24 protein-coding genes are annotated in these 19911 nt (G+C 73.7%); 15 read left to right on the top strand and 9 right to left on the bottom strand.

The window, feature by feature from the left end; translation table 11 throughout:
- Window positions 1-543 precede the first annotated feature (543 nt).
- From ACFY30_RS16235 to ACFY30_RS16210, 6 genes are all read left to right on the top strand, one after another.
- Window positions 544-747 (top strand): cold-shock protein, encoded by a 204-nt coding sequence (locus ACFY30_RS16235; protein ID WP_007383480.1) that lies wholly within the window; start codon window positions 544-546, stop codon window positions 745-747.
- Between the two features lie 243 nt (window positions 748-990).
- Window positions 991-2526, top strand: a complete 1536-nt coding sequence (locus tag ACFY30_RS16230; RefSeq protein WP_390845838.1) for a DEAD/DEAH box helicase — start codon at window positions 991-993, stop codon at window positions 2524-2526.
- A gap of 149 nt (window positions 2527-2675) precedes the next feature.
- Window positions 2676-3011 (top strand): CBS domain-containing protein, encoded by a 336-nt coding sequence (locus tag ACFY30_RS16225; RefSeq protein WP_390846120.1) that lies wholly within the window; start codon window positions 2676-2678, stop codon window positions 3009-3011.
- A gap of 69 nt (window positions 3012-3080) precedes the next feature.
- Window positions 3081-3368 (top strand): SCO5918 family protein, encoded by a 288-nt coding sequence (locus tag ACFY30_RS16220; protein ID WP_390845837.1) that lies wholly within the window; start codon window positions 3081-3083, stop codon window positions 3366-3368.
- A 54-nt stretch (window positions 3369-3422) separates the two neighbouring features.
- Window positions 3423-3800, top strand: a complete 378-nt coding sequence (locus ACFY30_RS16215; protein WP_390845836.1) for a hypothetical protein — start codon at window positions 3423-3425, stop codon at window positions 3798-3800.
- A gap of 45 nt (window positions 3801-3845) precedes the next feature.
- The gene (locus ACFY30_RS16210) at window positions 3846-4331 is read left to right on the top strand and encodes a DUF5994 family protein (RefSeq protein WP_390845835.1); all 486 of its coding nucleotides are present in this window, start codon (window positions 3846-3848) and stop codon (window positions 4329-4331) included.
- A gap of 261 nt (window positions 4332-4592) precedes the next feature.
- Here ACFY30_RS16210 and ACFY30_RS16205 read toward each other — a convergent pair whose 3' ends face one another.
- From ACFY30_RS16205 to ACFY30_RS16190, 4 genes are all read right to left on the bottom strand, one after another.
- Complete coding sequence (locus ACFY30_RS16205; RefSeq protein ID WP_390845834.1) at window positions 4593-5042, bottom strand: iron chaperone; 450 nt, start codon at window positions 5040-5042, stop codon at window positions 4593-4595.
- Window positions 5043-5082: 40 nt separating this feature from the next.
- Window positions 5083-5478, bottom strand: coding sequence for a helix-turn-helix transcriptional regulator (locus ACFY30_RS16200; RefSeq protein ID WP_390845833.1), 396 nt, complete (start codon window positions 5476-5478; stop codon window positions 5083-5085).
- Window positions 5479-5497: 19 nt separating this feature from the next.
- Window positions 5498-5908: a VOC family protein gene (locus ACFY30_RS16195; protein WP_390845832.1), complete on the bottom strand. Its 411-nt coding sequence runs from the start codon at window positions 5906-5908 to the stop codon at window positions 5498-5500.
- 65 nt (window positions 5909-5973) lie between these two features.
- Window positions 5974-6711, bottom strand: a complete 738-nt coding sequence (locus ACFY30_RS16190) for a flavodoxin family protein (protein WP_390845831.1) — start codon at window positions 6709-6711, stop codon at window positions 5974-5976.
- Between the two features lie 191 nt (window positions 6712-6902).
- Between ACFY30_RS16190 and ACFY30_RS16185 the strand changes: the two genes are divergently transcribed.
- Window positions 6903-7895, top strand: a complete 993-nt coding sequence (locus tag ACFY30_RS16185) for an NAD-dependent epimerase/dehydratase family protein (protein WP_390845830.1) — start codon at window positions 6903-6905, stop codon at window positions 7893-7895.
- 121 nt (window positions 7896-8016) lie between these two features.
- On the opposite strand, the gene ACFY30_RS16180 is transcribed toward ACFY30_RS16185, so the two are convergent.
- Both ACFY30_RS16180 and ACFY30_RS16175 read right to left on the bottom strand, forming a co-directional pair.
- The gene (locus ACFY30_RS16180) at window positions 8017-9138 is read right to left on the bottom strand and encodes a sensor histidine kinase (protein WP_390845829.1); all 1122 of its coding nucleotides are present in this window, start codon (window positions 9136-9138) and stop codon (window positions 8017-8019) included.
- A 2-nt stretch (window positions 9139-9140) separates the two neighbouring features.
- Entirely contained in the window at window positions 9141-9878 is a 738-nt protein-coding gene (locus ACFY30_RS16175; protein ID WP_390845828.1) for a response regulator transcription factor, read from the bottom strand.
- Between the two features lie 114 nt (window positions 9879-9992).
- On the opposite strand from ACFY30_RS16175, the gene ACFY30_RS16170 reads away from it, so the two are divergent.
- Genes ACFY30_RS16170 through ACFY30_RS16160 form a run of 3 tightly spaced genes read left to right on the top strand, consistent with a single transcriptional unit; the run spans window position 9993 to window position 12063 of the window.
- The gene (locus ACFY30_RS16170) at window positions 9993-10697 is read left to right on the top strand and encodes a glycosyltransferase family 2 protein (RefSeq protein WP_390845827.1); all 705 of its coding nucleotides are present in this window, start codon (window positions 9993-9995) and stop codon (window positions 10695-10697) included.
- A complete protein-coding gene (locus tag ACFY30_RS16165; RefSeq protein ID WP_390845826.1) occupies window positions 10694-11311 on the top strand; it encodes a DUF2064 domain-containing protein in 618 nt (205 codons plus the stop codon). Before ACFY30_RS16170 ends, ACFY30_RS16165 begins: the two co-directional genes overlap by 4 nt.
- Window positions 11308-12063: a class I SAM-dependent methyltransferase gene (locus tag ACFY30_RS16160; RefSeq protein ID WP_390845825.1), complete on the top strand. Its 756-nt coding sequence runs from the start codon at window positions 11308-11310 to the stop codon at window positions 12061-12063. The genes ACFY30_RS16165 and ACFY30_RS16160 overlap by 4 nt, the downstream gene beginning before the upstream one ends.
- A gap of 346 nt (window positions 12064-12409) precedes the next feature.
- On the opposite strand, the gene ACFY30_RS16155 is transcribed toward ACFY30_RS16160, so the two are convergent.
- On the bottom strand, window positions 12410-13747 hold the full coding sequence (locus tag ACFY30_RS16155) for a molybdopterin-dependent oxidoreductase (RefSeq protein ID WP_390845824.1): 1338 nt from the start codon (window positions 13745-13747) through the stop codon (window positions 12410-12412).
- 262 nt (window positions 13748-14009) lie between these two features.
- Here ACFY30_RS16155 and ACFY30_RS16150 point away from each other — a divergent pair, with 262 nt between their 5' ends.
- From ACFY30_RS16150 to ACFY30_RS16135, 4 genes are all read left to right on the top strand, one after another.
- The gene (locus ACFY30_RS16150) at window positions 14010-15551 is read left to right on the top strand and encodes a hypothetical protein (protein ID WP_390845823.1); all 1542 of its coding nucleotides are present in this window, start codon (window positions 14010-14012) and stop codon (window positions 15549-15551) included.
- 173 nt (window positions 15552-15724) lie between these two features.
- Window positions 15725-16081: a PRC-barrel domain-containing protein gene (locus tag ACFY30_RS16145; RefSeq protein ID WP_390659575.1), complete on the top strand. Its 357-nt coding sequence runs from the start codon at window positions 15725-15727 to the stop codon at window positions 16079-16081.
- Between the two features lie 21 nt (window positions 16082-16102).
- Window positions 16103-16273, top strand: coding sequence for a hypothetical protein (locus ACFY30_RS16140; RefSeq protein ID WP_390845822.1), 171 nt, complete (start codon window positions 16103-16105; stop codon window positions 16271-16273).
- 218 nt (window positions 16274-16491) lie between these two features.
- Window positions 16492-16695, top strand: a complete 204-nt coding sequence (locus tag ACFY30_RS16135) for a cold-shock protein (protein ID WP_381177127.1) — start codon at window positions 16492-16494, stop codon at window positions 16693-16695.
- 210 nt (window positions 16696-16905) lie between these two features.
- On the opposite strand, the gene ACFY30_RS16130 is transcribed toward ACFY30_RS16135, so the two are convergent.
- Complete coding sequence (locus tag ACFY30_RS16130; RefSeq protein WP_390845821.1) at window positions 16906-17298, bottom strand: winged helix-turn-helix transcriptional regulator; 393 nt, start codon at window positions 17296-17298, stop codon at window positions 16906-16908.
- A gap of 4 nt (window positions 17299-17302) precedes the next feature.
- Entirely contained in the window at window positions 17303-17989 is a 687-nt protein-coding gene (locus tag ACFY30_RS16125; protein WP_390845820.1) for a phosphoribosylanthranilate isomerase, read from the bottom strand.
- Window positions 17990-18361: 372 nt separating this feature from the next.
- On the opposite strand from ACFY30_RS16125, the gene ACFY30_RS16120 reads away from it, so the two are divergent.
- On the top strand, window positions 18362-19630 hold the full coding sequence (locus tag ACFY30_RS16120) for a CHAP domain-containing protein (RefSeq protein ID WP_390845819.1): 1269 nt from the start codon (window positions 18362-18364) through the stop codon (window positions 19628-19630).
- The last annotated feature ends 281 nt before the right edge of the window (window positions 19631-19911 follow it).

The following is a 19911-nucleotide window of genomic DNA, read 5'->3' as shown; positions in this document are numbered from 1 at the left end:
CGGCCCCTCCCCCCCACGTACCGCGTGCCGCCGGGTCCTCCTGGTCGTCCCGCCGGCGAGGCCGCCGCGACGGCCACCGGGCCGCTGACGCTCGCCGAGACCGGCCGGCTGCGGGACGTCACCCGGGAGGCACAGGGGTGGGCGTCCAGGTGCGGGGGCAGGCGTACCGCACTGTGCGTCATGTCACGGCGAGGAGTACCGGTCGGATGTCCGCAAGGGCGGCGGCCGCGGCCCGTCGCGTCACCCCTCGACCCCCTCGCACCCCGTGCGGCCAGGGCGGACACCCCGTTCCGGCGGGGGAGATACGCGGTCCCGGTGGGACGGAAAATACAGGGGCCGAACGGATGAAGATTTTCAGACCATCCCGAAAATGCATGGGGCTTCCTGCGGACCTGTGTTAGTGTGATACCCAGTTGCAGTTTTGGTTGCCAGAGACTTGTTTCTTTGGAGAGCTTTCCGGATCTTTCCGGAGGGGCTGATCATCGCGGCGACTCGGAATCCGCACAGTGCGGACTCCGGCACTGCCCCCAAAGGAGATTCAGTATGGCATCTGGCACCGTGAAGTGGTTCAACGCGGAAAAGGGCTTCGGCTTCATCGAGCAGGACGGCGGCGGCGCTGACGTGTTCGCCCACTACTCGAACATCGCCACCTCCGGCTTCCGCGAGCTTCAGGAAGGCCAGAAGGTTACCTTCGACGTCACGCAGGGCCAGAAGGGCCCGCAGGCCGAGAACATCGTTCCCGCCTGACGCTGACGCGCCATCATGTGACTGGGGCCCGCACTCTTGGGGTGCGGGCCTCAGCCCATTGCTTCCCCCGGTTCTCCCGGGTTTCCAGGATTCCCTGGTTTTCCCGCCTCACCGACTGCCCCGGCTTCCCTACGCCGAGAGGCTCGGCTCAGGCTTTTTCTTCGGCTCATTCTTGTGAATCCTGGCGCGGCCTCAGCCGCTGGACGGAATTCCTCGATACGCCGCATCGAGGAAGGTTCCTCCATGAACCGCACCCGCAGTGGCGGCAGCCGCTCCGGCCGCTTCCGCGACGACAGGACCTCCACCCGTTCGGCAGGCTCCGCACACGGCGGCCGCTCCCGCACGCAGGAGACGGGCCGGCAGAGTTCCCGCCCGGGCACCGGACACGGCAACGGCCGGCGGACCCGCTCCACGGCCCCCCGGCAGGAGTTCGCCCTGCCGACCACGCTCACCGAACCGCTGCCCGCGGTCGAGACGTTCGCCGAACTGGACATGCCCGCACGGCTGTTGGCCGCGCTCGGCGCCGAGGGCGTGAGCGTGCCGTTCCCGATCCAGGCGGCCACCCTGCCGAACGCGCTGGCCGGCCGGGACGTGCTGGGCCGCGGTCGCACCGGCTCGGGCAAGACCCTCGCGTTCGGCCTGCCCGTACTGGCCCGGCTCAACGGACAGCGGGCCCAGCCCCGGCAGCCGCTCGCCCTGGTCCTCGTCCCCACCCGGGAACTGGCCCAGCAGGTCACCGACGCGCTCGCCCCCTACGCCCGCGCCCTGCGGCTGCGGCTCACCACCGTGGTCGGCGGTATGTCGATCGGCCGCCAGGCGAGCGCCCTGCGCGGCGGCGCCGAGGTCGTCGTCGCGACACCCGGCCGTCTCAAGGACCTCCTCGAACGGGGCGACTGCCGGCTGGACCAGGTCGCCGTCACCGTGCTGGACGAAGCCGACCAGATGGCCGACATGGGCTTCATGCCGCAGGTGACCGCCCTGCTCGACCAGGTCGCCCCCGGCGGCCAGCGGCTGCTGTTCTCGGCCACCCTGGACCGCAACATCGACCTCCTGGTCCGCCGCTACCTCCACGACCCCGTGGTGCACTCGGTCGACCCGTCCGCGGGCGCCGTCACCACCATGGAGCACCATCTGCTCCACGTGCACGACGACGACAAGCACACCGCCGCGACCGAGATCGCCGCCCGCGACGGGCGGGTGATCATGTTCCTGGACACCAAGCACGCGGTGGACCGGCTGGTCAAGCACCTGCTGTCCGTCGGCGTGCGGGCCGCGGCCCTGCACGGCGGCAAGTCCCAGCCGCAGCGCAACCGGACCCTCGCCCGGTTCAAGGACGGCCAGGTCACGGCCCTGGTGGCCACCAACGTCGCCGCCCGCGGCATCCACGTCGACGACCTCGACCTCGTGGTGAACGTCGACCCTCCCGCCGACCACAAGGACTACCTGCACCGCGGCGGCCGCACCGCCCGCGCCGGCGAGTCCGGCACCGTCGTCACCCTCGTCCTGCCGCACCAGCGGCGTTCGGTGGACCGTCTGATGGCCGACGCCGGCATCACCGCGCGCACCGCCCGGGTCCGCCCGGGCGAGTCCGAACTGCAGCGCATCACCGGCGCCCGGACCCCCTCCGGCGTGCCGGTCGTCGAGCCCGCACCCGCGGCCGAACAGCGCGAGCGCACCGGATCCAACGCCAACCGCCGCAGGGGACGGGCCGGCGGCCGCGCCGGCACCGGACGGGCCGGCACCCGCACCCGCCGCTCCGCCCCGAGGGACACCCCGTAGCCGGTCCGGGGACGCACTTCCCGCAGTCGGGACGAGCCGTCGGCCGTCCTGCCCGCCCCGACGAAGAGGAGAAGCCCTTGCCCACTGTTCCGCCCCGCGCACGGCCGTCCGCGCACACCGGCGGCACCGGCCTGACCGCCCGTGACGCCATGCACGCTCCCGGTCCCCAGGTCGACGACCACATGACCGTCGACGTGGCCCTGTCCGTGCTCATCGGTGCCCGCGTCCCGCATCTGCTCCTCCGGGACGACGACGGCCGGTGCGCGGGCCTGGTCACCCGGGCCCAGCTCGCCGCGCACCGCGGCGGCTCCTGGTACAGCGACCGGACGCGGCTGCGGGACATACCCCTCGACCGCGGCCCGTTCACCGCGTCCGTGGCCGTGCTCAGCGAGGCGGAAGCCGCGATGCGGGGCCGGACCCTGGACGTGTCCCCCGTCATCGACGAGCACGGCTACGCCCTGGGCGTCCTCGCCCTCACTCCCTGACCGCCGTCCTGGCACCCCCGCGCGGTCGACCCCTCTAGGTGTCGCTCCCCCGCCCCTGTGGAGGCATCCATGCGCTGTGTCATCGCCCGTTTCCCCTTCGACCTCATCAAGAGCGAGGTCGAGCAGTCGATGAGCGGGATCACGCCCGAACCCGTTACCGGCATGTCCGTGACCGTCGGCCACCACGTCTACCCCGTGATGCAGGTCGGCGAAGTGATCACCAGGCAGAGCCGCCGCGACTTCACCGCAGGGGAGATGCGCCGGGCGCTGACCCGGCTCGGCTTCAGCTGCCACGACGCGCGCCCGGTCACGCCCGGCCTGGACGCGCGGGCCGACGAGAGCGTGCTCGGCTGGTGACGGCCCCGTTCCCGCCACGCACCGGCCCCCCTCGCCGGACTAGGCTCTTGCGGTATGACACACCCTGACGACCTGCTCGTCTCGATCGCCGCGATGGTGGAGTCGCGGCACAGCAGCCAGATGTCCCTGACCGTAGTGATCCCGGGAGCCGTCATCACCGGACGGCTGGCGCCGGAAGCCCTGTGGAAGGAGCGCGTCGCCGAAGTCCTGCGGGACTCCAAGCACCTGGGACAGTTCGCCGCCGCGTTCCACCCGCCCCAGGCCGCCGACGACGACCCGGAGCACGGCGGCAGGCCCACGCACCTCCACTTCCACGTCGCCCGGATCCTCCAGGGCAGCTTCGGCATCCCCGACTCGGGCGGCATGTACCGCGTCGCGCTGAAGGACGTGAGCGCCTGGACGATCGGCGACATCGGCTATTCGGACCAGTGAGGCCCCGGCGTCCCGTTCGAGGGCCCTGACCGAGAACGGGATCGCATGACGGACGTCACCGGAACACCTGCCGGGGGAGCCTCCCCGGACCCCGCACACACCTACCGCATGCCCGTGGCCCGGCTGGCGCTCCCGCCCGGGGGCGCCCGCGGGCCGCTGGCCGGGGCCTGGTGGCCGCGCTGCGACATGCTCGAACTGGAACTGCCGGCCCTGGTCGGCTCACTGGCCCCCGGCCTCGGCACCGTCACCCGTGTCACCGTGGACGCCGTCGCCTGGCCCGACGTCCCGCACCGGGTCACGGCACCCGGCCGCACGATCGAGGTGACGCTGTCGGCCGTCGACGCCGAGACGCACGCCATCTCCCTGGACTGCGGCGCCCTGGGCCGACGGGAGTTGCTGGTCATCCCGCCCGGCGAGTCGGTCACGGCGGCAACCTGGCTGCTGACCACGGCCGCCGACCCATGGAACACCCTCACGGCCGCGCACATGCTGGCGCTCGCCGAGGCCGGCTTCGAGAACGACGGCGCCTGAACCACCCTCCCGCGCGGACCACCGACGACCGGTCCCCTCCGGGCGGGGCCCCGGAACAGGACGCCCCGCCGGCGTGGGGGCATCCGTGCGGGACGCCCGCCGGCGCGGCCATCGCCCCGCCGGTTCACCCCCCACCCAGAACCACACCGATCCCCGCCGCGCGGGCGGGACCCCGGCTCAGGGCCCCCGCCGGCACGGGAGGCCGTCCGGGGCACACCCCCACACGTCCTCCGGCCGGCGCCCGTCAGGGCCGGTGCCCCGTCACTTCGTCGCCTGGCCCAGGAGTGTGGCGATGTGTTGCTCCGTGGTGGGGGTGAGTCCGGTCAGGGCGAAGGCGGTCGGCCACAGGTCGCCCTCGTCGAGGGTCGCCCGGTCGCTGAAGCCGAGCGTGGCGTACCTCGACTTGAACTTCTGCGCGCTCTGGAAGAAGCAGACGACCTTGCCGTCCAGGGCGTACGCGGGCATCCCGTACCAGAGCTTCGGCGCGAGGGCGGGCGCGTGCTCCTTGACGAGGGCATGGATCCGTTCGGCGAGGACGCGGTCCGCCTCGGGCATCTCGGCGATCTTCGCGAGCACCTCGCTCTCCGGGTCCGCCTTGGCGCGCGAGCCGCGGCGCGCGGACGCCTTCAGCTCCTTGGCGCGCTCCTTCATCGCGTCCCGTTCCTCGGCCGTGAAGCCGTCGTACGTGGCGGACGTCTGTGTGTCCTTCATCGCGGGTTTCCTCTCCTGAACGCCTGGATCGCCGGCCGGTTCACTGCGCCTGTGTCCCGGCGAGCGGTGGTGCCTGCCGCCGGTAGTCGCCGGGCGGCGTGCCGACGAGCTGGGTGAAGCGGGTGCTGAAGGCGCCCGGCGACGGGCAGCCGACCGCGATGCGGACCTCGGTGACACCGAGATCACCGAGGCGCAGCAGCGCCGTCGCGCGCTCGACGCGGCGCCTCATCAGGCAGGCGTACGGCGACTCGCCGTACGCGAGCTGGAACTGGCGGCTGAGATGCCCGGCCGGCATGCGCGCGTCGAGGGCGAGCGCCTCGACGTCCAGCGGCCGCGCGTACTCCCGGCCGATCCGGTCGCGGACCCGGCGCAGCCGCGCGAGGTCGCTCAGGCGCCGCGCCGCGGTGAGGGCGCGTCCCCATCCGGGATGACACATGACCGAACCCCCTTCCGGCTCAGCGGAGTTCCTGGATGCGGATCAGGTTGCCCGCCGGGTCGCGGAAGGCGCAGTCGCGGATGCCGTAGGGCTGCTCGGTCGGCTCCTGGACGACCTCGGCGTCGGCGGCCTGCACCTTCTCGAACGTGCCGTCGAGGTCCGGGGTGGCCAGCAGGATCCAGCCGTAGGTGCCCTTGGCCATCATCTCGGTGATGGTGCGGCGCTCGTCCTCGGTGATGCCGGGGTCGGTGGCCGGCGGCGCCAGCAGGATGGACGTGCCGGGCTGGTTCGCGGGGCCGACCGTGATCCAGCGCATCTTGCCCTGTCCCACGTCGCCGCGGACCTCGAAGCCGAGGATGTCGCGGTAGAAGGCCAGGGAGGCGTCCGGATCGTCGTGCGGGAGGAAGGTCGTGTGAATGCTGATGTCCATGACCTCACGCTAGCCGCGGCCCGGTGACCGCGGCTTCTCCGTTCCTGACCGGTTCGGCCGCCGGGTCAGCGGTGTTCGGGGTTCTCGAAGTCGAAACGGCAGCCGGCGTCCCACGCGCTGCGCTGGTTGCCGTGGGCGGGGATGCCGCCGAGGTCCTTCAGCGCCCGGGCCAGATGCAGAAGGTTCCAGGTCATGAAGGTGGTGTTGCGGTTGGTGAAGTCGTTGTCCGGGCCGCCCGAGCCGGGGTCGAGGTAGGAGGGGCCCGGGCCCGCCTCGCCGATCCAGCCGGCGTCCGCCTGGGGCGGGATGGTGTAGCCGAGGTGCTGCAGGCTGTAGAGGACGTTCATCGCGCAGTGCTTCACGCCGTCCTCGTTGCCGGTGATCAGACAGCCGCCGACCCGGCCGTAGTAGGCGTACTGCCCGGCGTCGTTGAGCAGGCTCGAGCACGAGTAGAGGCGTTCGATCACCCGCTTCATCACGGAGCTGTTGTCTCCCAGCCAGATGGGGCCGGCCAGCACCAGGATGTCGGCCGCCAGGACCTGCCGGTACAGCTCGGGCCAGACGTCCGTCGCCCAGCCGTGCTCCGTCATGTCGGGCCACACGCCGGTGGCGATGTCGTGGTCCACCGCCCGCAGCACGTCGACCCGCACACCCTGGGCGTCCATGATCGCGGCACTGCGGTCGATCAGTCCCTGGGTGTTGCTCGTCTCCGGCGAACGCTTGAGGGTGCAGTTGACGACCAGGGCACGCAGGTCGTCGTACCGGGCCGGGGGTGCGTCGGTGGCGGGCGGCGAAGCGGTCACGCGGTCCTCCCAGGGTCTGCCGGCGCACGGTGCGCCCGCGAAGGCGTAGGGAAGCTTCTCGCGCGAGGGGTTTTTTGTCCGTTTCCGACGCGCCTTCCCCGTCTTTCCGACGCGCCTTCGGCGTCTTACGGAGTGATGACGTGCCGGTCGGGTCACGGGGTGTGCCGAGGGGGCGGACCTAGCGTGGCGGTATGCGTGTACTGGTCACCGGCGGTGCCGGGTTCATCGGGTCCCATGTCGTCGACGCGCTGCGGGCGGGCGGGCACGAGCCGCTCGTCTACGACGTCCGCGGCGATCCCGGCGCCGACGTGCGCGACCCGGCGGCGGTCGCCCGGGCGCTGACCGGCGTGGACGCGGTCTGCCATCAGGCGGCGAGGGTCGGGCTCGGCGACGGGGTCGCCGACGCGGCGGAGTACGTCTCCCGCAACGACCTGGGGACGGCGGTCCTGCTCGCCGCCATGGCGGGGGCCGGCGTACGGCGTCTGGTACTGGCCGGGTCGATGGTCGTGTACGGGGAGGGGCGGTACGCGTGTCCGCGGCACGGGGTGGTGCGGCCGGGGCCGCGGGCCGCCGGCGCCCTGGCCGCGGGGCGCTTCGAGCCGCCGTGCCCGCGGTGCGGGGCGGACCTCTCCCCCGGGCGGGTCACCGAGGACGCGCCCGCCGACCCCCGCAACGTGTACGCCGCGACCAAGCTCGCGCAGGAGCATCTGGCCGCCGCCTGGGCCCGGTCGACGGGCGGGTCGGCGGTGTCGCTGCGCTACCACAACGTGTACGGGCCCCGGATGCCCCGCGACACCCCGTACGCCGGTGTGGCCTCCTTCTTCCGTTCCGCGCTGGCCCGGGGCGAGGCGCCGCGCGTCTTCGAGGACGGCCGGCAGCGGCGGGACTTCGTGCACGTGCGCGACGTGGCCGCCGCCAATGTGGCCGCCCTGGAGGCGCAGGCCGCACCGGGAGCGCTCACGGCGTACAACACCGGCAGCGGTGAGCCGCGCACCGTCGGCGAGCTGGCCCGGGCGCTGGCCGCCGCCTGCGGGGGGCCCGAGCCGGTCGTCACCGGTGAGTACCGGCTCGGCGACGTCCGGCACATCACCGCGGACTCGTCGCGGCTGCGGGCCGAACTGGGCTGGAAGCCGGGGGTGGGCTTCGCTGAGGGGATGAGGGAGTTCGCACGGGCGGAGGGGTGAGCGTCGGGGCCGGTCCGCTCACGTCCCGAGGGCTCCGCCCCCAGTCCCCCGGCCCCCGCTTCGGCCCGGGACGGGCCTCGTCCTCGAACGCCGTGCGGGCCGGACATGCGGCGGCGTCCCGTCAGACCCCGGTCGGGCCGGCGACGGGCAGGGTCACCTCGAAGCGGCAGCCGCCCGGGATGTTGCGTACGGTCGTCCGGCCCCGGTGTGCCTCCACGATCCCCCGCACGATGGCCAGGCCCAGGCCCGCGCCGGCCGGGGGCGTGCGGGCGTGGGTGCCGCGCCAGCCGGTGTCGAAGACGCGGGGCAGGTCCTCCTCCGGGATGCCGCCGCAGCCGTCCGTCACCGACACCACCACGCCCTCCGCGGAGGGCTCGGCGGCGACGGCCACCGTGCCGTCGGCCGGGGTCCGGCGGATCGCGTTGACCAGGAGGTTGCCCAGGACCCGGCTCATCTCCTTGCCGTCGACCTCCACGGGGACGGCCGCCACCCGGTCGCCGACCAGCCGTACGCCGTGCTCGCGGGCGAGCGGGTCCGCGCCCGCGAGGGCGTCGCCGATCAGGTCGTAGAGGGAGATCCGGGCCGGGGTGAGGGGCAGGGTGCCGGCGTGGATGCGGGAGAGCTCGAAGAGGTCGCCGACCATGTCGTTGAGGCGCTCGACCTCGGTGCGGATCTGCCGGAGGTAGCGGCCGGGGTCCGTGGCGACGCCGTCCTCCAGCGCCTCGGACATGGCCCGCAGACCGGCCAGCGGGGTGCGCAGGTCGTGCGAGATCCAGGCGACCAGCTCGCGCCGGGAGGTCTCCAGCGCGCGTTCGCGGTCCCGGGACTCGGCCAGCCGGGCGCTGGTGGCCGCCAGTTCGCGGCTGAGCGCCTCCAGTTCGGCGGGGGCCGGGCCGTCGGGCGCGGTGAAGTCACCGCCGTCGCCGAACGAGCGTGCCGCCCGGGCGAGTTCACGGCTGCTGGCGACGACCCGGTGGCCCAGCAGCAGGGCGGTCGCCAGGGAGACGACCGCGGCCATCGCCACGACCGTGGTCACCACGGTCAGGTCGTGCGGCGAGAGGAACATCGCCCAGGCGACGGCGAGGGTGCCCGCGAGCATGGCCACCACCCCGACGGCGGCGACCACGGCGAGCGACGTGGTGAGCGAGCGGCGGCGCAGCAGTCGCAGCGCACCCGCTCCGGCCAGGCCGGTGACGGCGGCGCCGGCGAAGGCGTACAGGGCGATGAGCACCATGTCCCGCATGCTCACTCCCCCGCGCGGCCGGGACCGGGTTCGAAGCGGTACCCCACGCCCCACACCGTCCGGATCAGGCGGGGCCGGGCCGGGTCGTCCTCGACCTTGCCGCGCAGCCGGCGGACATGGACCGTGACGGTGGACAGGTCACCGAAGTCCCAGCCCCACACCTCGCGCATCAGGTCCTCCCGGGAGAACGCCCGCCGCGGGTGCCGCAGGAAGAAGGCGAGGAGGTCGAACTCGCGCAGGGTGAGCGCGAGTTCGTCGCCGTTCCGGGTGGCCCGGCGGGCCGCGGGGTCGAGGGTCAGGCCGGCCGCGCCCAGCGGTCCCGTGCCGGTGACGGGCCGGGTGCGGCGCAGCACCGACTCCACCCGCAGGACGAGTTCGCGCGGGCTGAAGGGCTTGGTGACGTAGTCGTCGGCGCCGACCTCCAGGCCGAGGACGCGGTCGTCCTCGTCGCCGCGCGCGGTGAGCATGATGACCGGGACGGGGCCGTGCCCGCGCATCCGGCGGCACACCTCCAGGCCGTCCATCCCGGGCAGCATCAGATCGAGGACCACCAGGTCGGGCCAGTGGGCGGCGGCCCGGGTCAGGGCGGTGGGACCGTCGTCCGCCCGGTCGACGGTGTAGCCCGCCCGGTCCAGGTATCCGGCGACGACCTCCGCGACGGTGGGATCGTCGTCGACGACCAGGACGCGGCCGGCGGATCCCGCCCGCGGGGACTCGGGGTCGTGCGAGTGCTGCTGCATGCCTCCAGCCTCGCACCGGGGCGGCGCCCGGGCCGCCCGCCGGCGGCCTCGGCTCCCCGACGTCCGCGTTTCGTAAGGAGCCGAAGCCCGTTATGTCCCCTTCGTGTTCGTAGGGTGAAGGCCGTGACCATCGACGCGGACGTAGATGTAGATGTCGTCCTCCCCTGTCTGAACGAGGCGGAGGCCCTCCCCTGGGTCCTGGCCCGGATCCCCTCCGGCTGGCGGGCCCTCGTCGTCGACAACGGCTCCACGGACGGCTCGGCGGACCTCGCCCACCGGCTCGGCGCGACCGTGGTGCACGAGTCCCGCCGGGGCTTCGGCGCCGCCTGCCACGCCGGGCTGACCGCCGCCACCGCCGACGTCGTGTGCTTCTGCGACTGCGACGCCTCCCTGGACCCGGCGCTGCTCGTGCCGTTCGTCCGGGACGTGCGGACGGGCGCCGCCGACCTGGTGCTGGGCCGCAGACGGCCGCACGGCCGGGGCACGTGGCCGGTGCACGCCCGCGCCGGCAACCTCGCGCTCGCCCGCCTGCTGCGCCGCCGCACCGGCCTGCGGCTGCACGACCTCGGCCCGCTGCGGGCCGCCCGGCGCGAGTCCCTGCTCGCCCTCGGGCTCACCGACCGGCGCAGCGGCTACCCCCTGCAGATGGTGGTGCGCGCCGCCGACGCGGGCTGGCGGATCACCGAGCACGACGTCCCCTACCGGCCCCGCACCGGCGCCTCCAAGGTGACGGGAACCTGGCGCGGCACCTGGCAGGCGGTACGGGACATGAGCCGCGTCCTGGGCGAGGTCCCCGTACGGGAAGGGGTGAAACGGTGACCACCCTGCTCGTCATCGCCAAGGAACCGCTGCCGGGCCGGGTCAAGACCCGGCTGACCCCGCCGTTCACCCCGCGGGAGGCGGCGGCGCTCGCGGAGGCCGCGCTGGCCGACACCCTGCGGACCGTGGCGGCCGCTCCGGCCTCCCGGCGCGTCCTCGTCCTGGAGGGCGCTCCCGGGCCCTGGCTGCCGCCCGGCTTCGAGGTCGTACGGCAGTGCGCGGGCGGCCTCGACGAACGGCTCGCGGACGCCTTCGCCCGGTGCTCCGGGCCCACCCTGCTGATCGGCATGGACACCCCGCAGGTGACCCCGGACCTGCTCGCCGTCGACTTCACGTCCTGCGACGCGTGCTTCGGCCCGGCCGAGGACGGTGGCTTCTGGGCCCTGGGGCTGGCCGAGCCCGCGCCCGCGCTGCTGCGGGGTGTGCCCATGTCGGCCCCGGTCACCGGCGCCGTACAGCGCGAGCGGCTCGTCTCGGCCGGTCTGCGGGTGCGGGACCTGCCCCGCCTGCGGGACGTCGACACCGCCGCCGACGCCCACGCCGTCGCCGCGCTGGCCCCGGCCGGACTGTTCGCCGGCCGGCTGGCCCGTCTCACGGCCTCGGCGCGCCGATGAGCACCGCCGTCTCGCCGCCCTGGGCGGCCTCAGACCCGTACGCGGCCGCGCTGCGCGACGGCCGCGGCCCCCTGTTCCTGCGCCGCGCCGACGGCTGGCTGCTGCCGCTGGACGTGGAACGCTGGTGCGCCCGGGCCGACCCCGTCGACCTGGCCGTCCTGGACCGGTGCGAGGGCCCCGTGCTGGACGTGGGCTGCGGACCCGGACGGCTGGTCGCGGAACTCGCCGCGCGGGGCAGGACCGTCCTCGGCGTCGACGTCAGCGAGGCCGCCGTCGGTCACACCGTGCGGCGCGGCGGTCAGGCACTGCGGCGCTCGGTGTTCGAGCCGCTGCCGGGCGAGGGGCGCTGGGGCACGGTCCTGCTGATGGACGGCAACATCGGCATCGGCGGCGATCCGCGCACCCTGCTGGAGCGGGTGGGCACGCTGCTCGCGCCCGGGGGCCTGCTGATCGCGGAGACCGCGCCGGTGGACGTGGACGAACGCGCCGAGGTGCAGGTCGTCGACGTCGTCCACGGCTGTGGATCCGGCGGCGCCTTCCCCTGGGCCCGGCTCGGCACCCCGGCCCTGCTGCGGTACGCGGGCCGGGCCCGGTGGCGCGCCGTCCGTCAGTGGACGGCGGGCGGCCGCCGCTTCGTGGTCCTGCGCAGCCGGAGCGCCAGCAGCAGGGCCGAGACGCCGAAGAGGACGGCGGTGATCAGCAGCCAGCGGGTGAGGAAGCCCTCCGGCGACAGTCCGGCGCCCAGCCGGTAGCGCCGGTCCACCCGTCCGCCGATCAGCGGGAACCACACGAGCAGCAGCAGACCGGAGAGGGCGGCCGGCACGCGTACGTACATCACCCACTCCCGGTGCCCGGCCGCGCCGAGCCCGCGTACGACCGCCCGGTCCGCCACCGCGTACAGCGGCAGCAGCACGAGGTCGTGCAGCAGCGCGGCCCCCACCACCCACACCGCCACCCCCCACCAGTCGTCGGCGAGGAGACGTACGCCCGCGTAGCCGGCGAGGGCGAACGACGCGGCGAGCAGCAGGAGGGCGAAGGGGCTGCCGACGGGGAACCGCGGTCGCGTCACAGATCGCCTCACAGATCGCCTCCGTCGCATCACAGGTCTCCGAAGGTCATCCGGGCCACCCACTTGGTGTTGAGCACGCCCGGTGCGGCGGGCACGATGACGCGCGCCGGGTAGCCGTGGTCCGCGGACAGCTCCTCGCCGTTGACGTAGAGGGCGAGCAGCGAGCGCGGGTCGGCCACCTGGTTGGCCCGCAGGGCCGCGCGGCGGAAGGCGCCGTGCCGCTGGAGCGACTCGACGAACACGTCCGGCGGATCGTCGTCGTGGCCGACGAGCGCGGCGAGGTCCCGCAGCCGCACACCCCGCCACCACTGGTCGGACGTCGACCAGCCCTCGACGCAGGCGATGGGCAACGCCGAGCTGTGCAGCGGCAGTCGAGCAAGCCGCGCGCGGCTGAGGAGGACCGTTCCGGTACGTCCCGTGACGACCAGGCGCCACGCGTCCTCGTCCGTCTCCGCCGTGGTGATCCCGGCGTAGGCGGCCGTCTTGTTGATCTGGAAGCCGTTCGGGCCGCTGCCGGGGTCGGCTCCGCCGTGCGGGGCGAGGAGGGCGGTGCGCCGCAGCGGGCCGTCGAAGCCGCGGCCGGCGGTCGTGGCGAACAGCAGCAGCGAGCCGCCTCCGACGAACCACAGGGCGCCCCTCCGGGTGACCGTCGGCGGGCCCGGATCCGGGTCCGGCGCGGCCAGGTCGTCCGTCTCCGGGTCCGGTGGCGGGAGCGTGCCGTCCGTCTCCACCGCCCCCCTCTCCTCCCCCTGCCGCAGCCGGCGGACGTTGCGCACCACCACCGGCGTCTTCAGGGCGGCGTGGGCGGCGAACGCGGCGAAGAACACCCACGCGCCGTAGAAGTGCAGCGGGTAGAAGGAACCGGGGAAGACGTAGTCGAGCTGGATGTTGAGGACACCGGTCACGAACTCGAACAGCCCGCCCCCGACCAGCAGCAGCAGGGAGATCCGCTCCAGCGCGTGGGCGAGCGAGCGGGCCGGCGGCAGCGCGAACAGCCTCGGCACCACCGACCACAGCTTGGCCAGCAGCACGGGGATCAGGGTGACGCCGAGGGTGACGTGGACGCCCTGGGTGAGCCGGTACAGCCAGGGCGGGTCCGTCGGCCAGGCGAAGAGGTAGAAGCCGAGGATCCCCTTGTCCGGCGTCTTGTCGTTCACGGGCGACAGGTCCGGGTTGTAGGCGGCGTACGAGACCAGGCCCGTCACGAACAGCACGGTGACGCCGACGAGCAGGACGAGGCCGAGCAGCGAGGTGAACCGGGCGCCGCGCAGGGGGCTGCGCCAGAAATCCGGTGAGGTGGGAAGCGGTGGGGCGGGCATGTCCCGACGGTAGGCCGGGACACCCCCGGGAGAGGGCGCACGACCCATGACGAAACGCTGACGTCCGGCCCGGACGGCGGTCCGCGGCCTCCCGCCCGGCCTAGGGTCGGTCCGGCGGATCACGTCGGAGGAAAGCAGCGGTCACGTGCCGGAACACGAGAGCGGAGCCGCGGGGGGTGCCCCCGCGCGACGATGTTCGCGCGTGCGGGAGCGCCCACCCGTGGGGCGGAGGAGAGCGCCGGCGCGAGGAGGATCCCCCCGCTCGGGCGAGGCCGGGAGCGGGCGTGCCGGCAGGCCCTGGCGTGCCGCTGTGAACCGGGCCCTCCGCCGCGATCTGTACGCCGCCCTGGCCGCCGCCCTGCTCGTCGTCCTCGCCGTGCTGATCGGCGGTCACCTCCAGGACACCCACCACACGCTGCGGGTGAACTGGCCCCCGTTGCTGGCCACCTGGCGTCCGCACACGGGCCCCGGCACCTGGGCCGCGATCGCGGTGGCGGGGACCGTGGTCGCCCACGGCCCCACGTCGGCCGCCCGGCTGCCGTGGCGGGGCCTGCTCGCGGCCGCCTGGGCCGCGTCCACCGCCTGGATCCTGTCCCTCGCCCTGGTCGACGGCTGGCAGCGCGGCGTCGCCGGCCGGCTCACCACCCGCCACGAGTACCTCCGGGTCGTCGGCCGCTTCGACGACATCCCGGCCACCCTGCGGGACTTCACCCACCACATCCTGCTCGGCTCCCCCGACAACTGGCCCGCCCATGTCGCGGGACACCCGCCGGCGGCCACCCTCACCTTCGTCCTGCTCGACCGGGCCGGGCTGCGCGGCGGCGGCTGGGCGGGCCTCTGGTGCGTGACCGTCGGCGCGACGGCCTGCGTGGCCGTGCTGGTCGCGGTGCGGGCACTGGCCGGGGAGGGCCTCGCCCGGCGGGCGGCGCCGTTCCTCGTGCTGGCGCCGGCGGCCGTGTGGATGGGCACCTCGGCCGACGCGTACTTCGCGGCGGTCGCGGCCTGGGCCGTGGCGCTGCTGGCGCTGGCGGTGACCGGGCGGTCGGCGTGGGCGGCGGCGTCCGGGCTGCTCTTCGGGCTCACCTGCTACCTCTCCTACGGCCTCACGCTCGTCGCGTTCGTCGGCGCGGCGGTGCTGTGGCTCGGCCGGCGCCGGGTCAGGGACCGCCCCCTGCTGCTGGTCCTGCTCCTCGCCGGTCTGGCCGTCGTACCGACGGCGTTCACGCTCGCCGGGTTCGACTGGTGGGAGGCGTACCGGCTGCTGGTCACGCGTTACCGCCAGGGCGCGGGCGGGGTACGCCCGTACGGCTACTGGGTGTGGGCCAACCTCGCGTGCGCCGTACTGGTCACGGGCCTGGCGACGGCGGCGGGGCTGCGGCGGACCGCCGGGGCGCTGAGGGACGGGTGGCGCTGCCGGGACGCGGGCCCACGGCGGGAGGCGGCCCCACCGCGGGACGCGGGCCCACCGCGGGACGCGGGCCCACCGCGGGACGCGGGCCCACCGCGGGGGACGGCCCCACCGCGGGACGCGGCCCCACCGCGGGACGCGGCCCCACCGCGGGACGCGGCCCCACCGCGGGACGCGGCCCCACCGCGGGACGCGGCCCCACCGCGGGACGCGGGCCCACCGCGGGACAACGTCCGCCTCGCCGTCCTCGTCACCGCGGCCCTCCTCGCCCTGGTGGCCGCCGATCTGTCCGGCATGAGCAAGGCCGAGACGGAACGCATCTGGCTCCCCTTCGCGCTGTGGCTGCTGCCGTGCTGCGCGTACCTCACCCGCCCCCGCGTCTGGCTCTGCGTCCAGGCGGTGCTCGCGCTGTTCGTCAACCATCTGCTGCTCACCGGGTGGTGACGCCGGGCGGGGGCGGCGAAGCTGAGGCCATGACGATCGACGTCACGGCCGGCCGGGTCGCCCCGCCGTCTCCCGGGTGCGCGGCTGCCGCCGGGCCGGGGCGCTCGCGCCGGTGAGCCCGGCCGACGAAGGGGTACCCGCAAGGGAAACGTGGCACGAGACAGGGAGCAGGCATGATCCGTGCGGCGGACGTCCGGGAGTGGCGCAACGAGGACGTGGTGGATCCGAAGGGGCGCAGGATCGGGATGCTCGAAGCGATCTATGTGGACACGGCCACGGACGAACCGGCGATGGCCACGGTCCGTACGGGGCTGCCCACCCGTCAGCGCCTGGTCTTCGTCCCGCTCGGCGAGGCGGTCCTCGGGCCCGGCTACGTCAAGGTCCCCCATGCCAAGGGGAAGGTGCGCAAGGCCCCCTCGATCGGCACGGACGACATCCTGCCCGCCGAGGAGGAGGAGACGATCTTCCGCTACTACGACATGGACTACCGGGCCGGGCTCCAGGGCGAACGCCGGCTCGCGCGCCGCTGACAGGGGAGGTGAATCGGGGTGATGGTGACCTTTCTGCTGCTCCTCCTGCTGGCGGTCGTCCTGGGGATCATCGGCGTGGCGGCGGACGGCCTGGGCTATCTGCTGGCCATCGGTGTCGTGATCTTCGTGGCCGACGTGGTCTGGCTCGCGCTGGTGGGGGCACGGCGCATGCGCCGGAGGCCGGTGCGCTGACCAGGGAGCGACGGGAGGCGGGCGGGAAATATTCCCGGTCCGCGGACCGAATGCGGCCCGGATCGAATTTGTTCATCCGGCAGGGATGACCGCACCGTGCTACTGTCGATGGAAGTTGCAGTTGTGGTTCCCAGTGGATTTTTCCGACGGGTGATCATCACGGCGACCGGAACCCGCACAGAGCGGGACCTCCGTACCCCGCCCCGAAGGAGAAAAACATGACCACCGGAACCGTGAAGTGGTTCAACGCCGAAAAGGGCTTCGGCTTCATCGCGCAGGACGGCGGCGGCCCCGACGTCTTCGCCCACTACTCCAACATCGCCACCCAGGGCTTCCGCGAGCTGCAGGAAGGCCAGAAGGTGTCGTTCGACATCGCGCAGGGCCAGAAGGGCCCGACGGCGGAGAACATCGTTCCCGCCTGAAAGCAGCGCTGACGCGCGATACGTGACCGGGGCCCGCACCGCGAGGTGCGGGCCCCGGTTCGCTGTTTTTCCGAGAGCGTCGGGAGAACCCGCATACCACATGAGGATATTTCGGGGCGCCGCTCATAATCCCCGGGAATTCCTCGCTTCATGCCCACAGCAAGGCAGGGCCCACGGGAATACGGTACGAAAAATTCGCGCCCTTGCCGGTCAGGCCTTCGCCGCGTCGTACTCCTCACGTGCCCGCTCGATCGCCGCCATCCGCCGATCCGTCCACTGCGCCAGCGCCCGGACCTGTTCGGCGGCCTCCCGGCCGAGCTCCGTGAGGGAGTAGTCCACCCGGGGCGGGATCACGGGCCGGGCGTCGCGGTGGACCATGCCGTCGCGTTCCAGGGTCTGGAGCGTCTGGGTCAGCATCTTCTCGCTGACCCTGCCGATCTCCCGGCGCAGCTCACCGAAGCGGTAGGGGCGGTCGAGCAGCGCGATCAGGACCAGGGTGCCCCAGCGGCTGGTGACATGCTCCATGGCCAGACGCTGCGGACACATCGCGGCACCGCCCGCGTCGCGCACCCGGTCCACGAGCGTCGGCTCAGTCACTGCCATGCCCCTACGTTACGTCGCCGGGGGCACCTGCGGTGAGTGAGCGGGCGGCCTGGAGGAACGCGGTGATCAGCGCGGGGTCCTTCACGCCCCGGCTGCTCTCGACGCCGCTGGAGACGTCGACACCCCAGGGGCGGGTGGCGGCGACGGCGTCCCGCACGTTGTCCGGGGTGAGACCGCCTGCCAGGAGCCACTTCTCCCCCGGGCCGGCCGGTGTCTTCCTGGTCCAGTCCCAGGCGGTGCCGGAGCCCGGCACGGGGGCGTCGAGCAGGAGCATGTCCTCGCCCAGTTCACCGCAGCGCGGCACGGAGTCGCCGAACGCGGCGGCGCGGATCAGCGTCCAGCCGCCCGCCGCCAGCTCGTCGTAGAAGCCGCGGTCCTCCGTGCCGTGCAGCTGGACGGCACGGATACCCGACGCGGTGGCCACGGACCGTACGTGGTCCAGGGGTTCGCCGCGGAACACGCCGACCGTGAGGACCCCCGCCGGCACCCGTCGGCACAGCCGAGCGGCGCCGGCGGCGTCGATGCGGCGCGGGCTGGCCGAGAAGACGAACCCGAGCGCGTCGGCACCCGCCTCGACGGCCGTGTCGACGTCCCGCTCGGTCCGCAGACCGCAGATCTTGACGAAGAGGGAGTCACCGGGGGAGTCCCTGAGGGGATCACTGGAGTTGCTCACGGCCCAAGCCTGCCGCATCGGACACGGCGACGGCGGCGCGGACCGCGATCCGCGCCGGCGGCCGGGGGCCGGGGGCAGGGGGGCGAGGCCGGGGGCCGGGGGGCCGGCGGCCGGCGTCCGGCGTCCGGCGGCGGAGTACAGCGGCTGGCGGCGTCCGGCGGCGGAGTGCGGCGGTCGGCGGCCGGTCCGAGGCCCCGTCAGGACGTAACCGGCCAGGGACGGTTGCGTCCAGGCGATCTCCCTTCCAAGCCCTCTGGCCTGCGGCGAGAGTAGTTCCTGCCATCGGGCGCCACGCCCTGGACAACCCTCACAGCTGTACCTGCAGGGCAGCTGTCCGGGCCAGGGGCGTGTCCGTGCCCGCTCGACTTCTCTTGCCGCAGGAGCACCTCCATGAAGCTGAGCAACGCCGTCCGCCGCACGTCCGCCGCCCTCGCCGTGGGCGCGATGTCCTTCGGGCTGGTCACCGTCACGGGCGGAGCCGCACAGGCCGCCGCCTCGTGCACCGGCGACGTGTCGATCTACGGCACGCTGTCCGACGGGAGACTGACGTACACCCAGATCGAGCCGAACACCGGCGACCGCGTCAAGACGCTCATCGGGCCCGACCTCGGCTTCACGCCGAAGGCGATGGCGACCCTCAACTTCAACACCGTCCTGGTCACTTCGACCGCCGGTGACCTCTACCGCGTCGACGTCCAGACGAACAACACCTCGCTGGCGCTGGCGGGCGTCACGAAGATCTGGGACGGCGGCTGGACCTTCGACAAGATGGTCTACGACGGCGCCGGCCACCTCTACGGCACGGTCGAGGGCCAGCTCCACCAGTACCTGGTGTCGCAGGCCAAGCCCACGGGCTCGGCGCACATCGGCCAGCACGTCGTCATCGACACCGGTTTCGTCCTCAAGACCCTGGCCGCCGCGGGCGACGACCGCATCATCGCCTCGACCTCGGGCGGCCAGCTGTACAGCTACAAGATCGACGGCGTGGGCGACTGGACGCGGGCCACGCTGAAGAGCGACGGCTGGTCCGCCGTCGACTCGCTCTCCTCGCCGGGCGGGGGCCTCTACTACGGCCGCACCAGCGGCGGCATGTACTGGTACCACGACGTCGACCCGACCGACGGCGACGGCTCCGACATCGCCTACCACCCGAGCGACCCGGTGGACGCGTCCGGCTGGACCCAGAGCCTGCTGTCGGCCTACGCGAACAACTGCGCCTACGTGCCGCCCGCGCCCACCGCCACCACCGGCGAGAAGATCGCCAAGGTCGCGAACGCCCAGGTCGGCAAGGACTTCAACGACTTCGACTTCCACTACCCGAACGCCTGGTGCGCCGAGTTCGTCCGTTACGTGTGGGTCAACGTCGGCGGCATCAAGACCTCCGGCGTCACCGCCGCGGCCGGCAGCCTCTACACCTACGGCCAGAACAACGGCACCCTGCACTCCACCCCGAAGGTCGGCGACGCCGTGGTCTACGGCTACAGCGGCGGCGGGGTCGCCAACCACACCAACCTGGTCGTGGCGGTCGACGGCGACGTGATCACCACGGTCGGGGGCAACGAGAGCGACGCGGTCCGCAAGCGGTCCTTCAACTACAAGACCGCCTCCGACCCCCTGAACGCCGGCGCCATCGCGGGCTTCATCTCCCCCGTCGACTGACCCCCGCCCACCACCCCAGAGGGCCCCGCCGACCGGCGGGGCCCTTTGCGTTGGGTGCGCACGCGCTCGACGACACACACCCTGCGGTCAGCTGGGAACGACGACGCGCAGCCCCTGCGGACGGCCCTGAACGACGACGCGCAGCCCCTGCGGGCGGCCGGGGACGAGGCACTGGCGGTCGCGCACAACTCCCTCTGTGCCTCAGCCGTTTCGAGGACCGTGGCCCCGGACTCCGCCGCGCAGGAGGCCTGTTCGGCGTACATCCCGACGGCAGGGAAGCG

Source organism: Streptomyces sp. NPDC000345 (genome assembly GCF_042898825.1).
Taxonomy (GTDB): Bacteria; Actinomycetota; Actinomycetes; order Streptomycetales; family Streptomycetaceae; genus Streptomyces.
The sequence above is the reverse complement of the archived record's forward strand: the minus strand, read 5'-3'. Positions and strand labels throughout refer to the sequence as shown.